The sequence below is a fragment of the Rhodococcus sp. 05-2254-6 genome (assembly GCF_002258565.1).
Taxonomy (GTDB): domain Bacteria; phylum Actinomycetota; class Actinomycetes; order Mycobacteriales; family Mycobacteriaceae; genus Rhodococcoides.
This window is the reverse complement of sequence record NZ_NOZF01000194.1, coordinates 1-16875: the sequence shown is the minus strand read 5'-3', so window position 1 is coordinate 16875 and position 16875 is coordinate 1. Positions and strand designations below refer to the sequence as shown.

Sequence of the window (16875 nt, the reverse complement as noted above, 5' to 3'; positions counted from 1 at the left end):
CAACGTGCAGTACCTCGATGGTCATCAGCCGCCCTACGATCTCACCTACGACGATGTCTTCCTCGTCCCCAACCGAACCGACGTCACGTCGCGATTCGATGTCGACCTCAGTACGGTCGACGGCTCGGGAACGACCATTCCGATCGTCGTGTCGAACATGACCGCGGTGTCGGGTCGGCGTATGGCCGAAACCGTCGCACGTCGCGGAGCGATCGCAGTGATCCCGCAGGATCTCCCCACCGAGGCCGTCGCCGAAACCGTCGCATTCGTCAAGAGTCGCGACCTGATCGCGGACACACCGGTCGTCCTCGGCCCCAACGCATCCGTGTCCGACGCTTTGGCGCTGATGCACAAGCGTGCACACGGCTCGGTCGTGATCGTCGAACACGGCAAGCCGATCGGAGTCGTGTCCGAGGGTGCCTGCGCCGACGTCGACCGATTCGCGCGGCTCAGCTCCGTGGCATCGGCCGATTTCGTGCGAGCCCCTCGCCATGCGTCACCCAAGGAAGTTTTCGAGCTGATGGAGGCGGCACACGCCCACCTCGCCGTCGTCGTCGAGAACGACGGCTCCCTGGCAGGTGTGGTCACCAGGACCGGCGCGATCAGAACCGGCATCTACGCGCCTGCAGTCGACGCGTCGGGTCGCCTCCGTATCGCTGCCGCGGTCGGCATCAACGGCAACGTGGCCGAGAAGGCGACTGCACTGGTCGAGGCCGGGGCCGATGTGCTCGTGATGGACACCGCTCACGGGCATCAGCAGAAGATGCTCGAAGCCCTCGCTGCCGTGCGCTCCCTCGATCTCGGCGTTCCCCTGGCGGCCGGCAATGTGGTGTCCGCGCAGGGGACGCGCGATCTGGTGGAGGCGGGCGCGGACATCGTCAAGGTCGGTGTCGGGCCGGGAGCGATGTGCACGACACGCATGATGACCGGCGTCGGACGCCCCCAGTTCTCGGCTGTCGCCGATTGTTCGGCTGCGGCAGCCGAACTCGGGGCTTCGGTGTGGGCCGACGGCGGTGTACGCCACCCACGTGACGTTGCTCTCGCACTGGCTGCCGGCGCTGCGAACGTCATGATCGGCTCGTGGTTCGCCGGCACGTACGAGTCGCCGGGCGACCTGCGGGTGGACGCATCCGGCAATCGGTACAAGGAGAGCTTCGGTATGGCGTCCAAGCGAGCAGTTGCCGCCCGTACCGCCACCGATGGGGCGTTCGACCGGGCTCGCAAGGCCTTGTTCGAGGAGGGCATTTCCAGTTCGCGGATGCGCCTCGATCCCGATCGCCCCGGTGTCGAGGACCTGATCGATCACATCTGTGCCGGAGTTCGCAGTACCTGCACGTATGCGGGTGCCCGTTCGCTGCCGGAGTTGGCCGAACGAGCAGTTCTGGGAGTCCAGTCCGCTGCCGGATTCGCCGAGGGACGGCCCCTGCCCTCCGGGTGGTGACGGTCGGGCACGGTTAGACTCACCCACAGCAAACACAGTTGTTCGCGCTCGCCACTCGTCGGACATTCGAGCATTCGATTCTCGACGTGTGGCGGAACGGTCGGCTCCTCACGGGGTGGGACCACATCGCGAACCGAACAGAAGGGAATCAGGTGCCCGAGGCACCCACTATCTCGGTTGCCGTAGCGGCAACTGCGGAACAACACGACGACGGTTCCACTTCGGAGGGATCCTCTATCGAGCCGGGAGAGAAACCCGGCGACACAGATTTCGGCAACCACGTGCACTCCGGCGGCGCGATGCTCCTGTCCCAGCTTCGACGGTCCCGGCTCAGGCGGAGCTGACGCGTGGCACTTCTTCTGACCATCGTCAGCCTGCTCGGTTTCGTCGCTCTGACGGCCGGCACCGCACTGTTCGTTGCGGCCGAGTTCTCTCTGACCGCTCTCGAACGCAGTGCGGTCGAGTCACAGGCCGACAACGGCGACCTGCGCTCACGCCAGGTGCTGCACGCCCACAAGACACTGTCGTTTCAGCTGTCCGGTGCCCAACTCGGCATCACCATCACGACACTGATCACCGGTTACCTGGCCGAACCTGTGCTGGCCGGCTTCATTCGGCCGCTGGCCGACGCGCTGGGTGCATCCGAGACCCTCTCCGCAGGAATCTCGCTCGCCGTGGCGCTGATCCTGGCCACTTCGTTCTCGATGATCTTCGGTGAGCTGGTCCCCAAGAACATCGCCATTGCGAAACCGATGTCGACCGCTCGTGTCACCGCCGGTGCGATGGCCGGGTTCTCACTGGTCTTCAAATGGGCCATCAACGGGCTCAACGGTTCGGCGAACTGGCTGGTACGCCGGCTCGGGATCGAACCGGCGGAAGAACTGAGATCCGCGCGATCGCCGCAGGAACTGGGTTCGCTGGTCCGCACGTCGGCGCGGCAGGGATCGATCGACGAGAACACCGCCCGACTGGTCGATCGATCGTTGCAGTTCGGTGATCGCACGGCCGAGGAACTGATGACGCCACGAGTCAAGATCGAAACGCTCGCCACCGACGCCACGGTGGCCGATTTGATCGAAACGGCGGCGCGGACAGGCTTCTCGCGCTTTCCGGTGGTCGACGGCGATCTGGACGACACCATCGGCGTCGTTCACATCAAGCATGCGTTCACCGTCGCCGGAGCGCACCGTCGCTCGACGACGGTCGAGTCCCTGGCACGCGACGTTCCTGTCGTACCGTCCAGCCTCGACGGCGACGCGGTGATGGAACGGGTACGCGCCGACGGTATGCAGGTTGCTCTCGTCGTCGACGAGTACGGCGGCACCGCGGGCATGGTCACGATGGAGGACCTGATCGAGGAAATCGTCGGTGACGTGCGCGACGAACACGACGAACCCGAACTCGACGTCTCCAGATCGGGCGACGGTTGGGATTGCGCAGGCCTGCTGCGCATCGACGAGGTCGCGTCGGCCACGGGATATTCCGCACCGGAGGGCGAGTACGAGACCATCGGCGGTCTGGTTCTGACAGAGTTGGGTCGCATTCCGACCGAGGGGGACGCAGTTCTGTTGCCTCCCCCGGCCAACGAGGATCCGCTCGAACGAGTCGGCGGTTGGGTGGCACGGGTGATTCGGATGGACGGCCGTCGCATCGACCGGGTGGTGCTCCTGCCCGTCGACGCGGCAGCGGTGGCTCGGATGAGATCGGACGGTGAGATCGATGGGTGATTTCCTCGGAGTCGGTCTCGCCGTTCTACTGCTCGCCGGCAACGCATTCTTCGTCGGAGCCGAGTTCGCACTGATCTCGGCCCGGCGGGATCGTCTCGAAGCGCTGCTCGCGCAGGGCAAGAAGCGCGCTCAGAGCGTGATCGAGGCCGGTCAGAACCTGTCGCAGATGCTCGCCGCTGCACAGCTCGGCATCACGATCTGCTCTATCCTTCTCGGTCGTGTGGCAGAGCCTGCAGTGGCACACCTGATCGAGGTTCCGCTCGAGGCAGTCGGCATTCCCGAGTCCTTCCTGCACCCGATCGCCTTCGCCATCGCGTTGACGCTCGTGGTCGTTCTGCACATTCTCATCGGTGAGATGGTGCCCAAGAACATCGCGATCGCCGGCCCGGAGAGCACCGCCATGGTTCTGGTGCCCATCCATCTGCTGTTCATCAAGGTGGCACTGCCGCTGATCTCGTTCTACAACATGTGCGCCAACCTCACCCTTCGACTGCTGCGGATCGAGCCGAAGGACGAGCTGAGTTCCTCGGTGTCGGCGGTCGAGTTGTCGCAGATGATCGGCGAATCACGATCCGAGGGACTGATCGACGCCGAGGAGCATCGACGACTGCGGCAGGCCCTGGAAACGTCCGGCCGAACGGTGGGTGAGGTTCTGATTCCCTCGCACCAGGTTCGCAGTATCGAGTTGTCCGGTCCCGATCACACCCTCGGACCCACCCTGGGCTCGGTCGAACGAGCCGTCATCGAAACGGGATTCTCGCGCTATCCGGTTCGCGACGCCTCGGGTGCACTTGTGGGCTACCTGCACCTCAAGGACGTACTCGACGACATGGCCGACGAGTCGGCAGGACCGGACACGGTCATTCCCCGCACTGAAGTGCGAGCACTGCCGGTGGTCTCCATCGACACGGTGCTCGACGACGCGTTGACCAAGTTGCGTCGGGCCAGCAGCCACCTCGGTGCCGTGCACGACGCGACCGGTGCCACGGTCGGTATCGTCGCGCTCGAGGACCTGGTCGAGGAGTTCGTCGGTACGGTTCGGGACGGCACACACCGGGTGGCCGGTCCCCGTCCGGGTCAATCGTCGTCCAACTTCAAGCCTGCGACCACTCCCCCACGGAACGCGTGAATGCCCAATTCGACGTTGGTGAGCGAAGGGCAGTGGACCGCTCGTCGTGCTGCGCATACGGCGCGGGTGGAGAACCTCGTCGGTGATTATCTGACCGACCGGGGCCACGGCGGCGTCCATCCGGTGCTCGATTTTCTGTTCACCTACTACAGTCACCGCCCGGGTCAGCTACGCCGATGGAATCCAGGTCACGGCGTCGTACTCACCGGCGATCGTGCGCGTGACTACGCGGAGTTCGCGTCCTACGAGCAGGTGGACACCGCCGACGGCCCGGGTTTTCGGGTGCGGTCGGATCTGGTCGAGCGTCGACGATCGAGCATTGAATTCACCCTCGGCCTGCTCTCCGCCACCCGAGACAGGCCGCCGGTGCTCGGATGTTTCGGACTGCACGAGTGGGCGATGGTTTACCGCGGGGGAACGTCGGCGCAGCGTCACGAGCAGGTGCCACTGCGTCTGGGACACGACGGAACCGATGCCGTGGTCGATTCGATGACGTTGCGGTGCACTCACTACGACGCCTTCCGCTTCTTCACTCCCGATGCTGCGCCGCGCAATGCTCTTACGCTGTCGGCGGAGTCGCGTCTGACATCCGAGCAACCCGGGTGCATTCACGCCTCGATGGATCTGTACAAGTGGTGCTACAAGCTGGGACCGCTGATCGATTCCGAGTTTCTCACCGACTGCTTCGAGCTGGCTCTGCACGCGCGAACGATCGACATGCGCGCGAGCCCGTACGACCTGAGTGACTACGATCTCGAACCCATTCGAATAGAGACCGCGGCCGGACGAGCGGAATATGTGCGCGCGCAGGGAGAGTTGTCGAGCGAAGCGGCACCTCTGCGCTCGGCGTTGATCGCTCGATGCCAGAATTTACTGATCGGCGGCGAGTTCGGCGTCGGACCTACCGCCGAGTAACATCGACAGCGTTGTCGTGGGGACACCGGTCACCGGTGTCCATGACCGGAAAGAGTGAGGAATTCATGACCGATCGTGTGCAGGCTGGTGGACTTCAGGTCGCCAAGGTCCTATTCGATTTCGTCGAGAAGGAGGCGCTGCCGGGTACCGACGTGGATTCGGATGCCTTCTGGACCGGTGCCGCGTCGCTGATCGCCGATCTCGCTCCCAAGAACAAGTCGTTGCTCGCTGTCCGCGACGAGATCCAGGGCAAGGTCGACGCCTGGCACGGTGAGCACGCGGGGCCGAACTACGACCGCGCCGCGTACAAGGCATTCCTGAAGGAGATCGGCTACCTGCTCGACGAGCCGGCCGACTTCCAGATCAGCACCTCCGGTGTCGACACCGAGATCACCACCACGGCCGGACCGCAGCTCGTGGTGCCGGTGCTCAATGCCCGGTTCGCGATCAACGCGTCCAACGCACGGTGGGGCTCGCTGTACGACGCTCTCTACGGAACCGATGCCATTCCCGAGACCGACGGTGCCGAGAAGGGCACCAGCTACAACAGGGTCCGCGGCGACAAGGTCATCGCCTTCGCGCGGGACTTCCTCGACGAAGCGTTGCCCCTGAGTTCCGGTTCGCACGTCGGTACCACCGGATACGTCGTCGACGCAGCGTCTCTGACGGTGACTCTCGCCGACGGAAGCACCGTCGGGCTGAAGGATCCGTCACAGCTGCTCGGCTACCAGGGCACCCCGGATGCGCCGTCGGCGATCCTGTTCGTCCACAACGGCTTGCACTTCGAGATCCAGATCGACCCCGAGAGCCCGATCGGCAAGACCGACGGCGCGGGAGTCAAGGACGTTCTGCTCGAGTCCGCTGTCACCACCATCATGGACTTCGAGGACTCCGTCGCTGCAGTCGATGCGGACGACAAGGTCCTCGGCTACCGCAACTGGCTCGGTCTGATGAAGGGCGACTTGACCGAGGAAGTCTCCAAGGGTGGCAAGAGCTTCACTCGTGCGATGAACAAGGACCGCACCTACACCTCGGTCGACGGTTCGGAACTGACACTGCACGGTCGCTCGCTGCTGTTCGTCCGCAACGTCGGTCACCTGATGACTTCGGATGCGATCCTCGATGCCGACGGCAACGAGGTGCCCGAGGGAATTCTCGACGCGCTGTTCACCTCGCTGGCCGGTATGCACTCGCTGACCTCGGACAACGTGCTGTCCAACTCACGCACCGGTTCGCTGTACATCGTCAAGCCCAAGATGCACGGACCGGACGAGGTCGCGTTCACCGCGGAGCTGTTCGGCCGTGTCGAGCAGGTCCTCGGCCTTCCGACCAACACACTCAAGGTCGGCATCATGGACGAGGAACGCCGCACGACGGTCAACCTCAAAGCGTGCATCCAAGCCGCATCCGAGCGGGTCGTGTTCATCAACACCGGCTTCCTCGACCGCACCGGCGACGAGATCCACACCTCGATGGAGGCGGGTCCCGTCGTACGCAAGGGCGCGATGAAGGGCGAGAAGTGGATCGCGGCCTACGAGGACTTCAACGTCGACACCGGTCTGGCTGCAGGCCTCGAAGGCAAGGCGCAGATCGGTAAGGGCATGTGGGCCATGCCCGATCTGATGCACGACATGCTCGAGCAGAAGATCGGCCACCCCAAGGCCGGAGCCAACACCGCGTGGGTTCCCTCGCCTACCGCTGCGACCTTGCATGCCCTGCACTATCACAAGGTCGATGTTTTCGCCCGCCAGCACGAGATCGCACAGGCCAAGCGGGCCAGCGTCGACGACATTCTCGAAATTCCTCTCGCGCCGTCCACGGACTGGACCGACGAGGAGAAGCAGAACGAGCTCGACAACAACTCGCAATCGATCCTGGGCTACGTGGTGCGGTGGATCGACCACGGCGTCGGCTGCTCGAAGGTGCCCGACATCAACGACATCGCACTCATGGAAGACCGTGCAACGCTGCGTATTTCGAGTCAGTTCATCGCGAACTGGCTGCGCCACGGCATCGTCACCGAAGACCAGGTGCGCGAGTCGCTGAAGCGGATGGCACCGGTGGTGGACCGCCAGAACGAAGCCGATCCGACGTACAAGCCGTTGGCTCCCGACTTCGACACCAACATCGCTTTCCAGGCTGCCAGTGACCTGATCTTCCAGGGCACCAGCCAGCCCAACGGCTACACCGAGCCGATCCTGCATCGTCGCCGACGGGAGTACAAGGCCGTCAACGCCTGACGGACTTGTCGATCACGTGGGTGAACATCGGAACACAGGGCGCGGGCGTTCGATAGCCGCCGGACCCGTGATCGTCGTGATCACGATCGCGGTGCTGGTCGCGGCCGTCTTCGGATGGTTTCAACTGCGGGATCGTATCTTCGACCAAGGGGTCGAAGCTGCCGACACATGTGTGGAGGGATCGGCGGTGCTCACTGTCGCCGCCGATCCCGACATCTCCGGACCCGTCGAACAACTGGCTTCCCGGTTCAACGACACCGCACCGGTGGTGCGAGATCACTGTGTGACGGTGCGGGTTCGAGCTACCGCCTCCGATGCTGTGCGGACGGCATTGAACGCCGGTATCGACAACTGGGACGTCGGCGCACTCGGTGCTCGGCCGGGCCTGTGGATACCTCGATCGTCGGGTGACGTGGAGGCCGTGACCGACCGCGGGGCAGTCGACGGCACCCCGCGGCCACTGGCGTCGAGTCCGGTAGTGCTCGCAGTGCCGTCTGCCGTGGCCGACGCTCTGGCCACGGCAAGTTGGGCCGACCTGGTCCGCCTGCAACGTGATCCGCAGGCATTCGGCCTCGGCGAGTGGGGCGCACTCCGTCTCGCACTACCGACCGGATCCGATTCCGGCGCAACCACACTGGCGCTCGCCGCAATCGCTGCCGGGATACGCGAAGATCCGACCAGCGAATTGACCCTGGAACAGGCCTCGTCCAGAGAAGTGGTCTCGGCCGTGTCGGAGCTGGCCGTCACCGACACCGGAGCCTCCGCGACGTCCGAATCCACCACCTACGACGCGCTCGCGGCACTGGAGAACGCGCCCGGCTCCGATGCCCCCGTCCACGCGGTCCCGGTCACCGAGCAGCAACTGGCATCGACCGATTCGTCGACGTTGACCGCCGTCGAACCTCAGGGCCCCACTCCCGTTGCCGATCATCCCGCGGCCGTACTCTCCGGCGACGAGACATCGACTCGGGCGGCCGCCGCGTTCGTCGATTTCGTCCGGCAGCCGGACGGTGCGCAATTGCTCACGGATGCGGGCTTCGGCGTCGGCGAGACCCAGGACGCCGATGCCCTCGCTGCTCCTTCCGGATCGGTGGCCGACGCACTGCTGGCCGTGCTGCGAAGCCCGGTCCTGCCGCGCCGCGCCACGGTGCTGCTCGACGTATCCGAGTCGATGGGCACGTCCGAAGGCAGCGCGACTCGGCTGCAGAACACGGTTCGCGCTCTCGGCGAGCAGTTCCAGCGAGTGCCCGACGCCACCGAGCTGGGGCTGTGGAGCTTCGGCGAGGATCTGGACAATTCACTCCCCTTCCGGGTCGGCGTTCCGACCGGGCCGATGTCGGCTGCGATCGGGCCGACGTCCAGGCGGGCTGCTCTGGAATCCAGCGCGGCCGCGTCGACGCCCGCGGGTGCGTCGTTCACGTTCGCATCCGTGCTGGTCGCGTACGCCGATGCTGTGGCCGGATACGTTCCGGGCCGGGTGAATTCGGTGGTCCTCGTCACCGATGGACCGGACGATTCGCCCATGTCCCCCGAGGAACTGCTCACCGACCTGAACTCGGTGTCCGATGCCGCGCGTCCGGTCGCAGTGAACGTGGTGATGATCGGCGACAACCCCGACGCGACTGCGTTCACCGACATCGCGGCCCGTACCGGCGGCACTGCCACGACCGTACCGACGTCCGATTCACCGGAATTCATCGATCTACTCGGAAAGTTGCTGTACTAGAACATGTCTCGTGTAATTTTTGTCGGCGTTTTTCTACTCCTCATCACCCTGTTCCTGCACTGGCGGTTCCTCTCCTTGACCAGGATGCCGACACGTCCCAAACGAGCTGTCGATGCTGCACTGGCACTGCTGTGGCTGGGTGCGGTGATCGGTTTCGGCAGCGGCGTGGAGTTCGATCCGTCCTGGGCACGAGGACCCGCCTTCGTCGGCCTCAGTTGGCTCGCCGTGGTGCTGTACCTGTTCCTGGGAACGATTCTGGTGGCCGTGGTCTGCACCGTCGTGAGAGTGGTGTTCGCGGCTCGTAAACGCGATTCGTCCGCTGTTCGACTGCGGGTGTCGCGGATCGGATCGGCGGCGGTGGCACTCGTCAGCGTGGTTGCAGTGGGATACGGACTCGTCGAGGCGGCGACTCCGCGTGCGACGAACACCGACGTCGTGCTCGACAGGCTACCGGCCGAATTCGACGGCGTCCGAGTGGCGTTGGTGTCGGATCTCCATGTCGGCCCCTCCCGCGGCGTGGATTTCGTGCAGAAGGTCGTCGATTCGATCAACGTCCAGAATCCCGATGTCGTGCTCCTCGACGGCGATCTCATCGATGGGACGGTTGCTCTGGTGGGAGAAGATCTCGAGCCGCTGCGCGATCTCGAAGCGCCGCTGGGAGTGTTCGCCGTCAGCGGCAATCACGAGTTCTACGCGGGCGACGGCGGCGAGTGGCTCGACTTCTGGTCGACGCTCGGCATCGACGTGCTGCGAAACGAGCGTACGACGATCACTCGTGGCGACGCTGCCATCGATATCGCCGGCATCAACGACGCCACCGCACCGGCTCCGTACGAACCCGATCTGGCCGCGGCATTGGACGGGATCGATCCTGATCGTTTCGTACTGTTGATGGCACATCAGCCGTTGCAGGCGGTGGAGGCATCGGACTTCGGAGTGGACATGCAAGTGTCCGGTCACACTCATGGGGGTCAGATCTGGCCGATCCGTTATCTGGTGCCGCTGCAGCAGCCCAGTGTCCAAGGGCTGGACACGATCGGCAACACCACGCTCTACACCACCCGCGGTGCCGGCGCGTGGGGTCCACCGGTGCGGGTGGCCGCTCCGCCCGAGATCGCAATGCTCGAACTCACTCGGGGCTAGAAGCCTCCGACTCCACCACGCCAGAGCCCGCCACGTCGCTGTGGCGGGCTCTGTTCTCGGCTCAGGCGAACGCCTCGATCGGTGGGCACGAGCACACCAGATTGCGGTCTCCGTGGGCACCGTCGATGCGACGCACCGCCGGCCACACCTTCGGACGGTCGTAGCCCGCCGGGTAGGCAGCGAGTTCCCGTGAGTACGGGTGATCCCACTCGGTAACCAGACTCCGAGCGGTGTGCGGTGCACCTCGAAGTGGGTTGTCGTCGACCGTCCATTCGCCCGATCCGACGCGATCGATCTCTCCCCTGATGGCGATCATCGCATCGCAGAACGCGTCGATCTCCTCGAGGTTCTCGCTCTCGGTCGGCTCGACCATCAGAGTTCCCGGCACCGGGAAGCTCATCGTGGGCGCGTGGAAGCCGTAGTCCGCCAACCTCTTCGCTACGTCGTCGACGGTGACTCCGGTGTCCTTGGTCAAGCCCCGCAGATCGAGAATGCACTCGTGGGCAACCATGCCGTTGTCGCCGGTGTACAGAACCGGGAAGTACTCGTCGAGGCGACGGGCGATGTAGTTGGCCGACGCGATCGCCGTCAATGTCGCCTGCCGGAGCCCCGTCGCACCCATCATCGCGATGTAGGCCCACGTGATCGTCAGGATCGAGGCGCTGCCGTAGGGGGCACCGGACACCGTCGGTCCCGAACCGAGCTGCGGGGCCAGTGGGTGACCCGGCAGGTACGGCTGCAGGTGCGACCGCACACCGATGGGCCCGACACCGGGCCCGCCGCCTCCGTGTGGGATGCAGAACGTCTTGTGCAGGTTCAGGTGGCTGACATCGCCGCCGAATCGGCCCGGGCGCGCCAGACCGACGAGAGCGTTGAGGTTGGCACCGTCGACGTACACCTGACCGCCCGCGTCGTGGACCGCAGCACAGATCTCGGAGATCTCGTGCTCGTAGACGCCGTGGGTGGAGGGATAGGTGATCATGATCGCCGCGAGGGTGTCGGCGTGCTCGGCGATCTTGGCGCGCAGGTCGTCGACGTCGACGTCACCGTTGGGACGGCAGGCCACCACCACCACGCGCATCCCGACCATCACGGCCGAGGCCGCGTTGGTGCCGTGGGCGCTCGACGGGATCAGGCAGACGGTGCGTTCGGCATCGCCGTTGCCGAGGTGGTAACGGCGAATGGCAAGCAGTCCCGCGTACTCGCCCTGGCTTCCCGCATTGGGCTGCAGGCTGACCGCGTCGTAGCCGGTGATGTCGACGAGCCACCGTTCCAGGTCGGCGATCACCTTCAGCAGACCTGGCACGTCCGAGGACGGGGCGAAGGGGTGCTGACGGGCGAACTGCGGCCAGGTGATGGACTCCATCTCCGCGGTGGCGTTCAGCTTCATCGTGCACGAACCCAGCGGGATCATGCTGCGATCGAGCGCAATGTCCTTGTCGGACAACGCGCGCAGGTACCGAAGCATGGCCGTCTCGGTGCGGTACCTGGTGAATGCCGGGTGCGTGAGGTACTCCGAGGTTCGAGTCATGTTCGCCGGCAACGACTCGGCCCCGGATCCTGCGGCTTCTGCACCGAACGCGGCGAGCGCGTTCGCGATGTGCTCGGGCGTCGTCGCCTCGTCGCACGCAACGGCCACGTGGTCGGCGTCGACGAGCCGCAGATTGACCCCGCGCTGCTTGGCAGCGTCGACGACGGCCTGAGCCTTACCCGGGACGGCCGCCAGGACGGTGTCGAAGAAGTCCGTGTGCACCACCTCGATACCTGCTTCCCGCAGGCCTGCCGCCACGGTTCGAGCACGCGCATTCACCCGAGTTGCTATGGCACGCAATCCGTCTGCGCCGTGGTAGCTGGCGTACATCGCGGCGACGATGGCCAGCAGGACCTGAGCGGTGCAGATGTTGGAGGTCGCCTTCTCGCGGCGGATGTGCTGCTCGCGGGTCTGCAGCGCCAGCCGGTAGGCGCGGTGGCCGTCGGCATCGAGCGAGACCCCGACCAGTCGGCCGGGCAGCTGACGGGAATGACCCGACCGCACTGCGAGGTAGCCGGCGTGCGGTCCGCCGTATCCCATCGGAACACCGAACCGCTGGGTGGTTCCGAAGCAGACGTCTGCGCCGATCTCACCGGGCGGGGTCACCACGGTGGCAGCGAGCAGGTCCACTCCCACTGCAACCAGGGCCCCCCTCTCGTGCGCGGCCTCGATGATCGCCGTGTGATCGACTAGACGGCCCGATGCTCCGGGCAGCTGCGCGAGCACACCGAAGAATTCTCCGTCGGGTAGGCCGTCGGTCAGATCGGCGTAGACCAGTTCGATGCCCAGCGGCTCGGCGCGGGTGGCCAACACGGCCTCGGTTTGCGGGAAGACATCGGAATCGACCAGTAGCCGAGGCGACTTCGATGCCCTGTTCGCGCGCCGCATCAAGGTCATGGATTCGGCGGCCGCCGTCGACTCGTCGAGCATCGACGCATTGGCCACGTCCATGCCGGTGAGGTCGGCAACCATGGTCTGGAAGTTGAGCAACGCTTCGAGTCGCCCCTGGCTGATCTCCGGCTGATACGGCGTGTACGCGGTGTACCAGGCCGGGTTCTCCAGAATGCCCCGGGTCAGCACCGGCGGGGTGAGCGTGTCGTAGTAGCCCAGGCCGATCATCGACGTCGACACGGTGTTCTGCCCGGCGAGGTCGGCCAGTGCGGCGAGCACCTCGTGCTCGCTCAGCGCGGGCGGTAGCGTCGCCAAGCCGTCGGGAACGCCGTCGACCACGGTATCGAGGATCGACGAAGGAACGGCCTTGCGGGCCAGCTCGTCGAGACTGTCGACGCCGATGGTGTCGAGGATGCGGACCAACTCGGCGGCGTCGGGGCCGATGTGACGGTCGACGAAAGTGTGTGCGGGCGAGCCGGTTCGGTCGGTCACGATGTGCTCCCAGGACGAGGCGTCGGACGGCCGAGGCATGCGCTCCGGCCGCTCCTCCCCCTCTGTCGTGTGCCCGCTGACGCGTGCGCCTGAGAGATTCGGTCGGACACGGCGCACCAGTGAAGCGCGCCGGCACCTTTCCCCTTGGGCGGGTGGGTGCTCCCACCACTTTCCAGAGTTGTCGAAGCCCACACGGTCCGTGTGCCTGAGAGATTGACGGGGAGGTATTGCTCCTTCGGCGTCCGAGACTGGATGCCTCGGAACTCTCCCGCGCGGGCGCGACGAAAGAAAGTCTAGCCGGTCTTGCGGCTCGCGCGATTCTTGCGGCGCGACGCCAACTCGTCCTCGGGGCTCGGCTGGCTTTCACCGCCGTCGGCTCGTTCGGCCGGGAAGTCGGCGATGGTACCGGTGAGCTCGCGCATCGCACCGTTCACGGCAATACCGAACACGCCCTGCCCACCCTGGAGCAGATCGACCACTTCTTCTGCCGACGTGCACTCGTAGACGGTGGTGCCGTCGGAGAACAGCGTGATGTTGGCGAGATCGCCCACCCCGCGCTGGCGTAGGTGATCGACGGCGACGCGGATGTTCTGCAGTGAGATACCGGTATCGAGCAGCCGCTTGACGATCTTGAGGACGAGCATGTCCTTGAACGAGTACAGCCGCTGGCTTCCCGATCCCGCTGCGCCGCGGATGGACGGGACGACGAGCCCGGTGCGGGCCCAGTAATCGAGCTGACGGTAGGTGATGCCGGCGATCTGGCACGCACTCGGCACGCGGTAGCCCACGAGTTCGTCGGGCACGGAGTCGTCGGGGAACAATCCCGGTTGAATGTCCTGGGGCGATTCGATTCGGGCGCTCGACGCCTGGTCGGGGGTGTCGACCCGAGCATCGGCACCGACCGGCGTGTCCTCGGTCCGGCCTGCGGCTTCGGACTCTCGACGGCCGTGATGCTGCTGCGGCTGATCTCCCACTGACTGCTCCCTCTCGGATGTCTCACTGCGTTCGGATCGAGTCAGTACTGCGATCCGTCCGGGACACTGGAAATGCCTCGGTGTACTCGCGTGAAGTCATACCGTGTACCAGGCCAGAGTACGCCTCGGCAGGTATCGAAGAGGCGTGAACCGAACCCGGATGGGTAGCGACGGCGATGAACTTCACTGGCACGAACGTTATGGGGACGTTCGTGCAGATTCAACGCAACGCGCCGTAAACCTGAACCTAAAGTTGAGGTTGAGACTCTTCTGTTACCCGTCGGTGGCTTTGAAGTCGTCCGGCGATACCGAGTCGAGGAACTCCTTGAACTTCTCGACCTCGTCCTCACGCTCGTCGGGCATGATCAATCCGGCTTCGGCGAGCACGGGCTCGTCGGCGAAGATCGGTACCCCGGCCCGCAGTGCGATGGCTACGGAGTCCGACGGCCGAGCGGAGACCCTGATGTCCTTGTCGAACACCAGATCGGCGTAGAAGGTGCCCTCCTGCAGGTCGACGATGCGCACCTCCTTGAGCTGGTGCCCGAGCGCCGAGATCAGATTCTTGACGAGATCGTGGGTGAGCGGACGGGCCGGCTGCACACCCTGCTGCTCCAAAGCAATTGCGGCAGCCTCGGTTTGGCCGATCCAGATCGGGAGGTACCGGTCGCCGTCAGCCTCACGCAGCAGCAACACGGGCTGGTTCTGCGGCTGTTCGACACGAATACCGACCACACGCATCTCACTCATCGTGTCTGCCTCTCACCTCGAGAAATTCCGGGCTGCACTGAAAACTTGCTCAGCTCGTCGCTGCCGAGTCTATTGGAAGTCGGAACGACGCGAGCGAGCGTCACCGGTCGAGTGCACCGCGCACCGCGGCTTTGACCAGGCAGGTGTGCAAGGTCAAGGACAGTGCAGCCAATTCGCGAATCATTTCTTCTGCGCGATCGCGTGCACCGGCGTCTCGGCCCTTGGCCACGGGTCCAGCAATCTGCGCTACCAGACCGGCCTCGCGGTCCGCCGCGAGCTTGAAGGCGCGAAGGTGGCGCACCTCGAGACCGAACTGCAACATCGCGTGCGCCGTCCGAGCGAGCGTCACCGCTCCGTCGTCGTAGAAACCGGCCTGCCCCGGAGTGATCAAGCCGGCTCGCAACAGCTCGGTCAGAAACGCATCGTCGATCCCCGCCTGAGCGAGTAGATCTGCCTTGGCGATGCGGACCTCACGATCGGGAAGGAACTCCTCGGGAGAGACCTCGCCCGCGGCAACCGTCAGCGACCGCGGACGCTTGACCGACGCATCGGCCCGTTCGACGGTCGCGACCCCGTGGTCGATGGCTTCGAGTTGTTCCTTGATGACCTTGAGCGGCAGGTACTGATCGCGCTGCGCGGTCAGCACGAAGCGCAGACGCTCGCAATCGGCGATGGAGAACCGCCGGTACCCCGACGGTGTGCGTTCCGGCGAGATCAGCCCCTCGGCTTCGAGGAATCTGATCTTCGAGATGGTGACATCAGGAAAGTCGGGCCGAAGTCGATCGAGGACGGAGCCAATCGACATCCCCCCGTTGGACTGCTGCCCGACGGCGGTCACTGGCTTCCTGCACCCGCAGACGCGTCGCCGACCTGAGATCCGTTGCCGCCCCGCGGTCCGGTGAGGAACACCAGCCGGAACTTGCCGATCTGGACCTCGTCGCCGTTGGCCAGCACAGCGGAGTCGACCGGCTCCCGGTTGACGTACGTGCCGTTGAGGCTGCCGACGTCGACGACCTGGAAGTCGTCCTCGTCCTGCCGGAACTCGGCATGCCGACGGCTGACGGTGACATCGTCGAGGAAGATGTCACTGTCGGGGTGCCGACCGGCCGAGGTGGTGGGCTGGTCGAGCAGGAACCGTGATCCGGCGTTGGGTCCTCGCTTGACGACGAGCAGCGCGGCACCGACAGGCAACCCCTCGACACCCGATACCGGAGCTTCGGTGCTCTGGGCGGCCGCGGAGTTGTCCAGCTCCTGCAGGAAATCTGCACGGAAGACCGAGGTGGTCTCTGCCGGTGACTCCCCGTAGTTGCTGTCGTTGTCGTTCTGGCTCACCGTTACTCCTTCTCAGTCCGTTCACCCGGGGCAGAGAACGCCGCGGGTAACGCAGTACATGGTCTTCACATCAGGTGTTGCTTGGCGTTCGGTGTTGCGTAGCGTCGTAAAGCTTGCTGGACCTTCGCCCCGACAGGGTATTCGCTCGGTGTCGACCGTACCCTGCGCAGTGGTGGCCGTGTGGCCTGTTGGCTGGTGTCGACAGCCGGCCGATCACTCGGCCGTGATGAGAGCATATCCGGCGGCATCGAGCATCTGCGCCAGTGCCGCGTCCAACTCCTCCGGTGTCGAAACCTCGAGGTCGATCAGCCAGCCTCCGGTGTAGGGTCCCGAGTTCACCTTCTCCGGTTCACCGTCCAGATCCTCGTTCACGGCAACCACTTTCGCGGTCAGAGGGCTGAACACGTCGGACACGCTCTTGGTGGATTCGACCTCGCCGAGAGACGCGCCCGCGGTCACGGTGTCGCCGATCGAGGGAAGCTGAACGAACACCAGCTGATCTGTACTACACCCCCGAGCACGAGTGGGTGCAGCGGACGGGGCCTGCAACGGTGCGAATCGGTATCACCGATTTCGCGCAGGCGCAG

General features: G+C 65.1%; 12 protein-coding genes, 2 pseudogenes and 1 riboswitch. Of the genes and pseudogenes, 8 read left to right on the top strand and 6 right to left on the bottom strand.

The window, feature by feature from the left end:
• The first annotated feature begins 4 nt into the window (after positions 1–4).
• The 7 genes from CH256_RS27205 to CH256_RS27170 all read left to right on the top strand — a co-directional run bounded on the left by CH256_RS27205 (position 5) and on the right by CH256_RS27170 (position 10321).
• The gene (locus CH256_RS27205; protein ID WP_094671511.1) at positions 5–1441 is read left to right on the top strand and encodes a GuaB1 family IMP dehydrogenase-related protein; all 1437 of its coding nucleotides are present in this window, start codon (positions 5–7) and stop codon (positions 1439–1441) included.
• A 347-nt stretch (positions 1442–1788) separates the two neighbouring features.
• Positions 1789–3168, top strand: coding sequence for a hemolysin family protein (locus CH256_RS27195; protein ID WP_094671507.1), 1380 nt, complete (start codon positions 1789–1791; stop codon positions 3166–3168).
• Positions 3161–4297, top strand: a complete 1137-nt coding sequence (locus CH256_RS27190; RefSeq protein WP_094671505.1) for a hemolysin family protein — start codon at positions 3161–3163, stop codon at positions 4295–4297. Before CH256_RS27195 ends, CH256_RS27190 begins: the two co-directional genes overlap by 8 nt.
• Complete coding sequence (locus CH256_RS27185) at positions 4298–5212, top strand: 3-methyladenine DNA glycosylase (protein WP_068047392.1); 915 nt, start codon at positions 4298–4300, stop codon at positions 5210–5212.
• 65 nt (positions 5213–5277) lie between these two features.
• On the top strand, positions 5278–7452 hold the full coding sequence (locus CH256_RS27180; RefSeq protein ID WP_094671521.1) for a malate synthase G: 2175 nt from the start codon (positions 5278–5280) through the stop codon (positions 7450–7452).
• Positions 7453–7519: 67 nt separating this feature from the next.
• Positions 7520–9178, top strand: coding sequence for a substrate-binding and VWA domain-containing protein (locus CH256_RS27175; RefSeq protein ID WP_256989567.1), 1659 nt, complete (start codon positions 7520–7522; stop codon positions 9176–9178).
• Positions 9179–9181: 3 nt separating this feature from the next.
• Complete coding sequence (locus CH256_RS27170; RefSeq protein WP_094671503.1) at positions 9182–10321, top strand: metallophosphoesterase; 1140 nt, start codon at positions 9182–9184, stop codon at positions 10319–10321.
• Between the two features lie 61 nt (positions 10322–10382).
• On the opposite strand, the gene gcvP is transcribed toward CH256_RS27170, so the two are convergent.
• From gcvP to CH256_RS27140, 6 genes and pseudogenes are all read right to left on the bottom strand, one after another.
• The gene (gcvP, locus tag CH256_RS27165; protein ID WP_256989566.1) at positions 10383–13274 is read right to left on the bottom strand and encodes an aminomethyl-transferring glycine dehydrogenase; all 2892 of its coding nucleotides are present in this window, start codon (positions 13272–13274) and stop codon (positions 10383–10385) included.
• 144 nt (positions 13275–13418) lie between these two features.
• Positions 13419–13516: riboswitch (glycine riboswitch) on the bottom strand.
• 12 nt (positions 13517–13528) lie between these two features.
• A complete protein-coding gene (locus CH256_RS27160; RefSeq protein WP_094642346.1) occupies positions 13529–14086 on the bottom strand; it encodes a MerR family transcriptional regulator in 558 nt (185 codons plus the stop codon).
• A gap of 396 nt (positions 14087–14482) precedes the next feature.
• Positions 14483–14956: a bifunctional nuclease family protein gene (locus CH256_RS27155; RefSeq protein ID WP_068047418.1), complete on the bottom strand. Its 474-nt coding sequence runs from the start codon at positions 14954–14956 to the stop codon at positions 14483–14485.
• A gap of 100 nt (positions 14957–15056) precedes the next feature.
• Positions 15057–15794: a transcriptional regulator FtsR gene (gene ftsR, locus CH256_RS27150; protein ID WP_037189245.1), complete on the bottom strand. Its 738-nt coding sequence runs from the start codon at positions 15792–15794 to the stop codon at positions 15057–15059.
• Positions 15791–16288, bottom strand: a complete 498-nt coding sequence (gene odhI, locus CH256_RS27145) for an oxoglutarate dehydrogenase inhibitor Odhl (protein WP_032377955.1) — start codon at positions 16286–16288, stop codon at positions 15791–15793. Before odhI ends, ftsR begins: the two co-directional genes overlap by 4 nt.
• 213 nt (positions 16289–16501) lie before the next feature.
• Positions 16502–16783, bottom strand: a pseudogene (locus CH256_RS27140) (glycine cleavage system protein H); the annotation flags it as partial.
• Between the two features lie 5 nt (positions 16784–16788).
• On the opposite strand from CH256_RS27140, the pseudogene CH256_RS28830 reads away from it, so the two are divergent.
• A pseudogene (locus CH256_RS28830) lies at positions 16789–16875 on the top strand (glycine cleavage system protein GcvH); the annotation flags it as partial.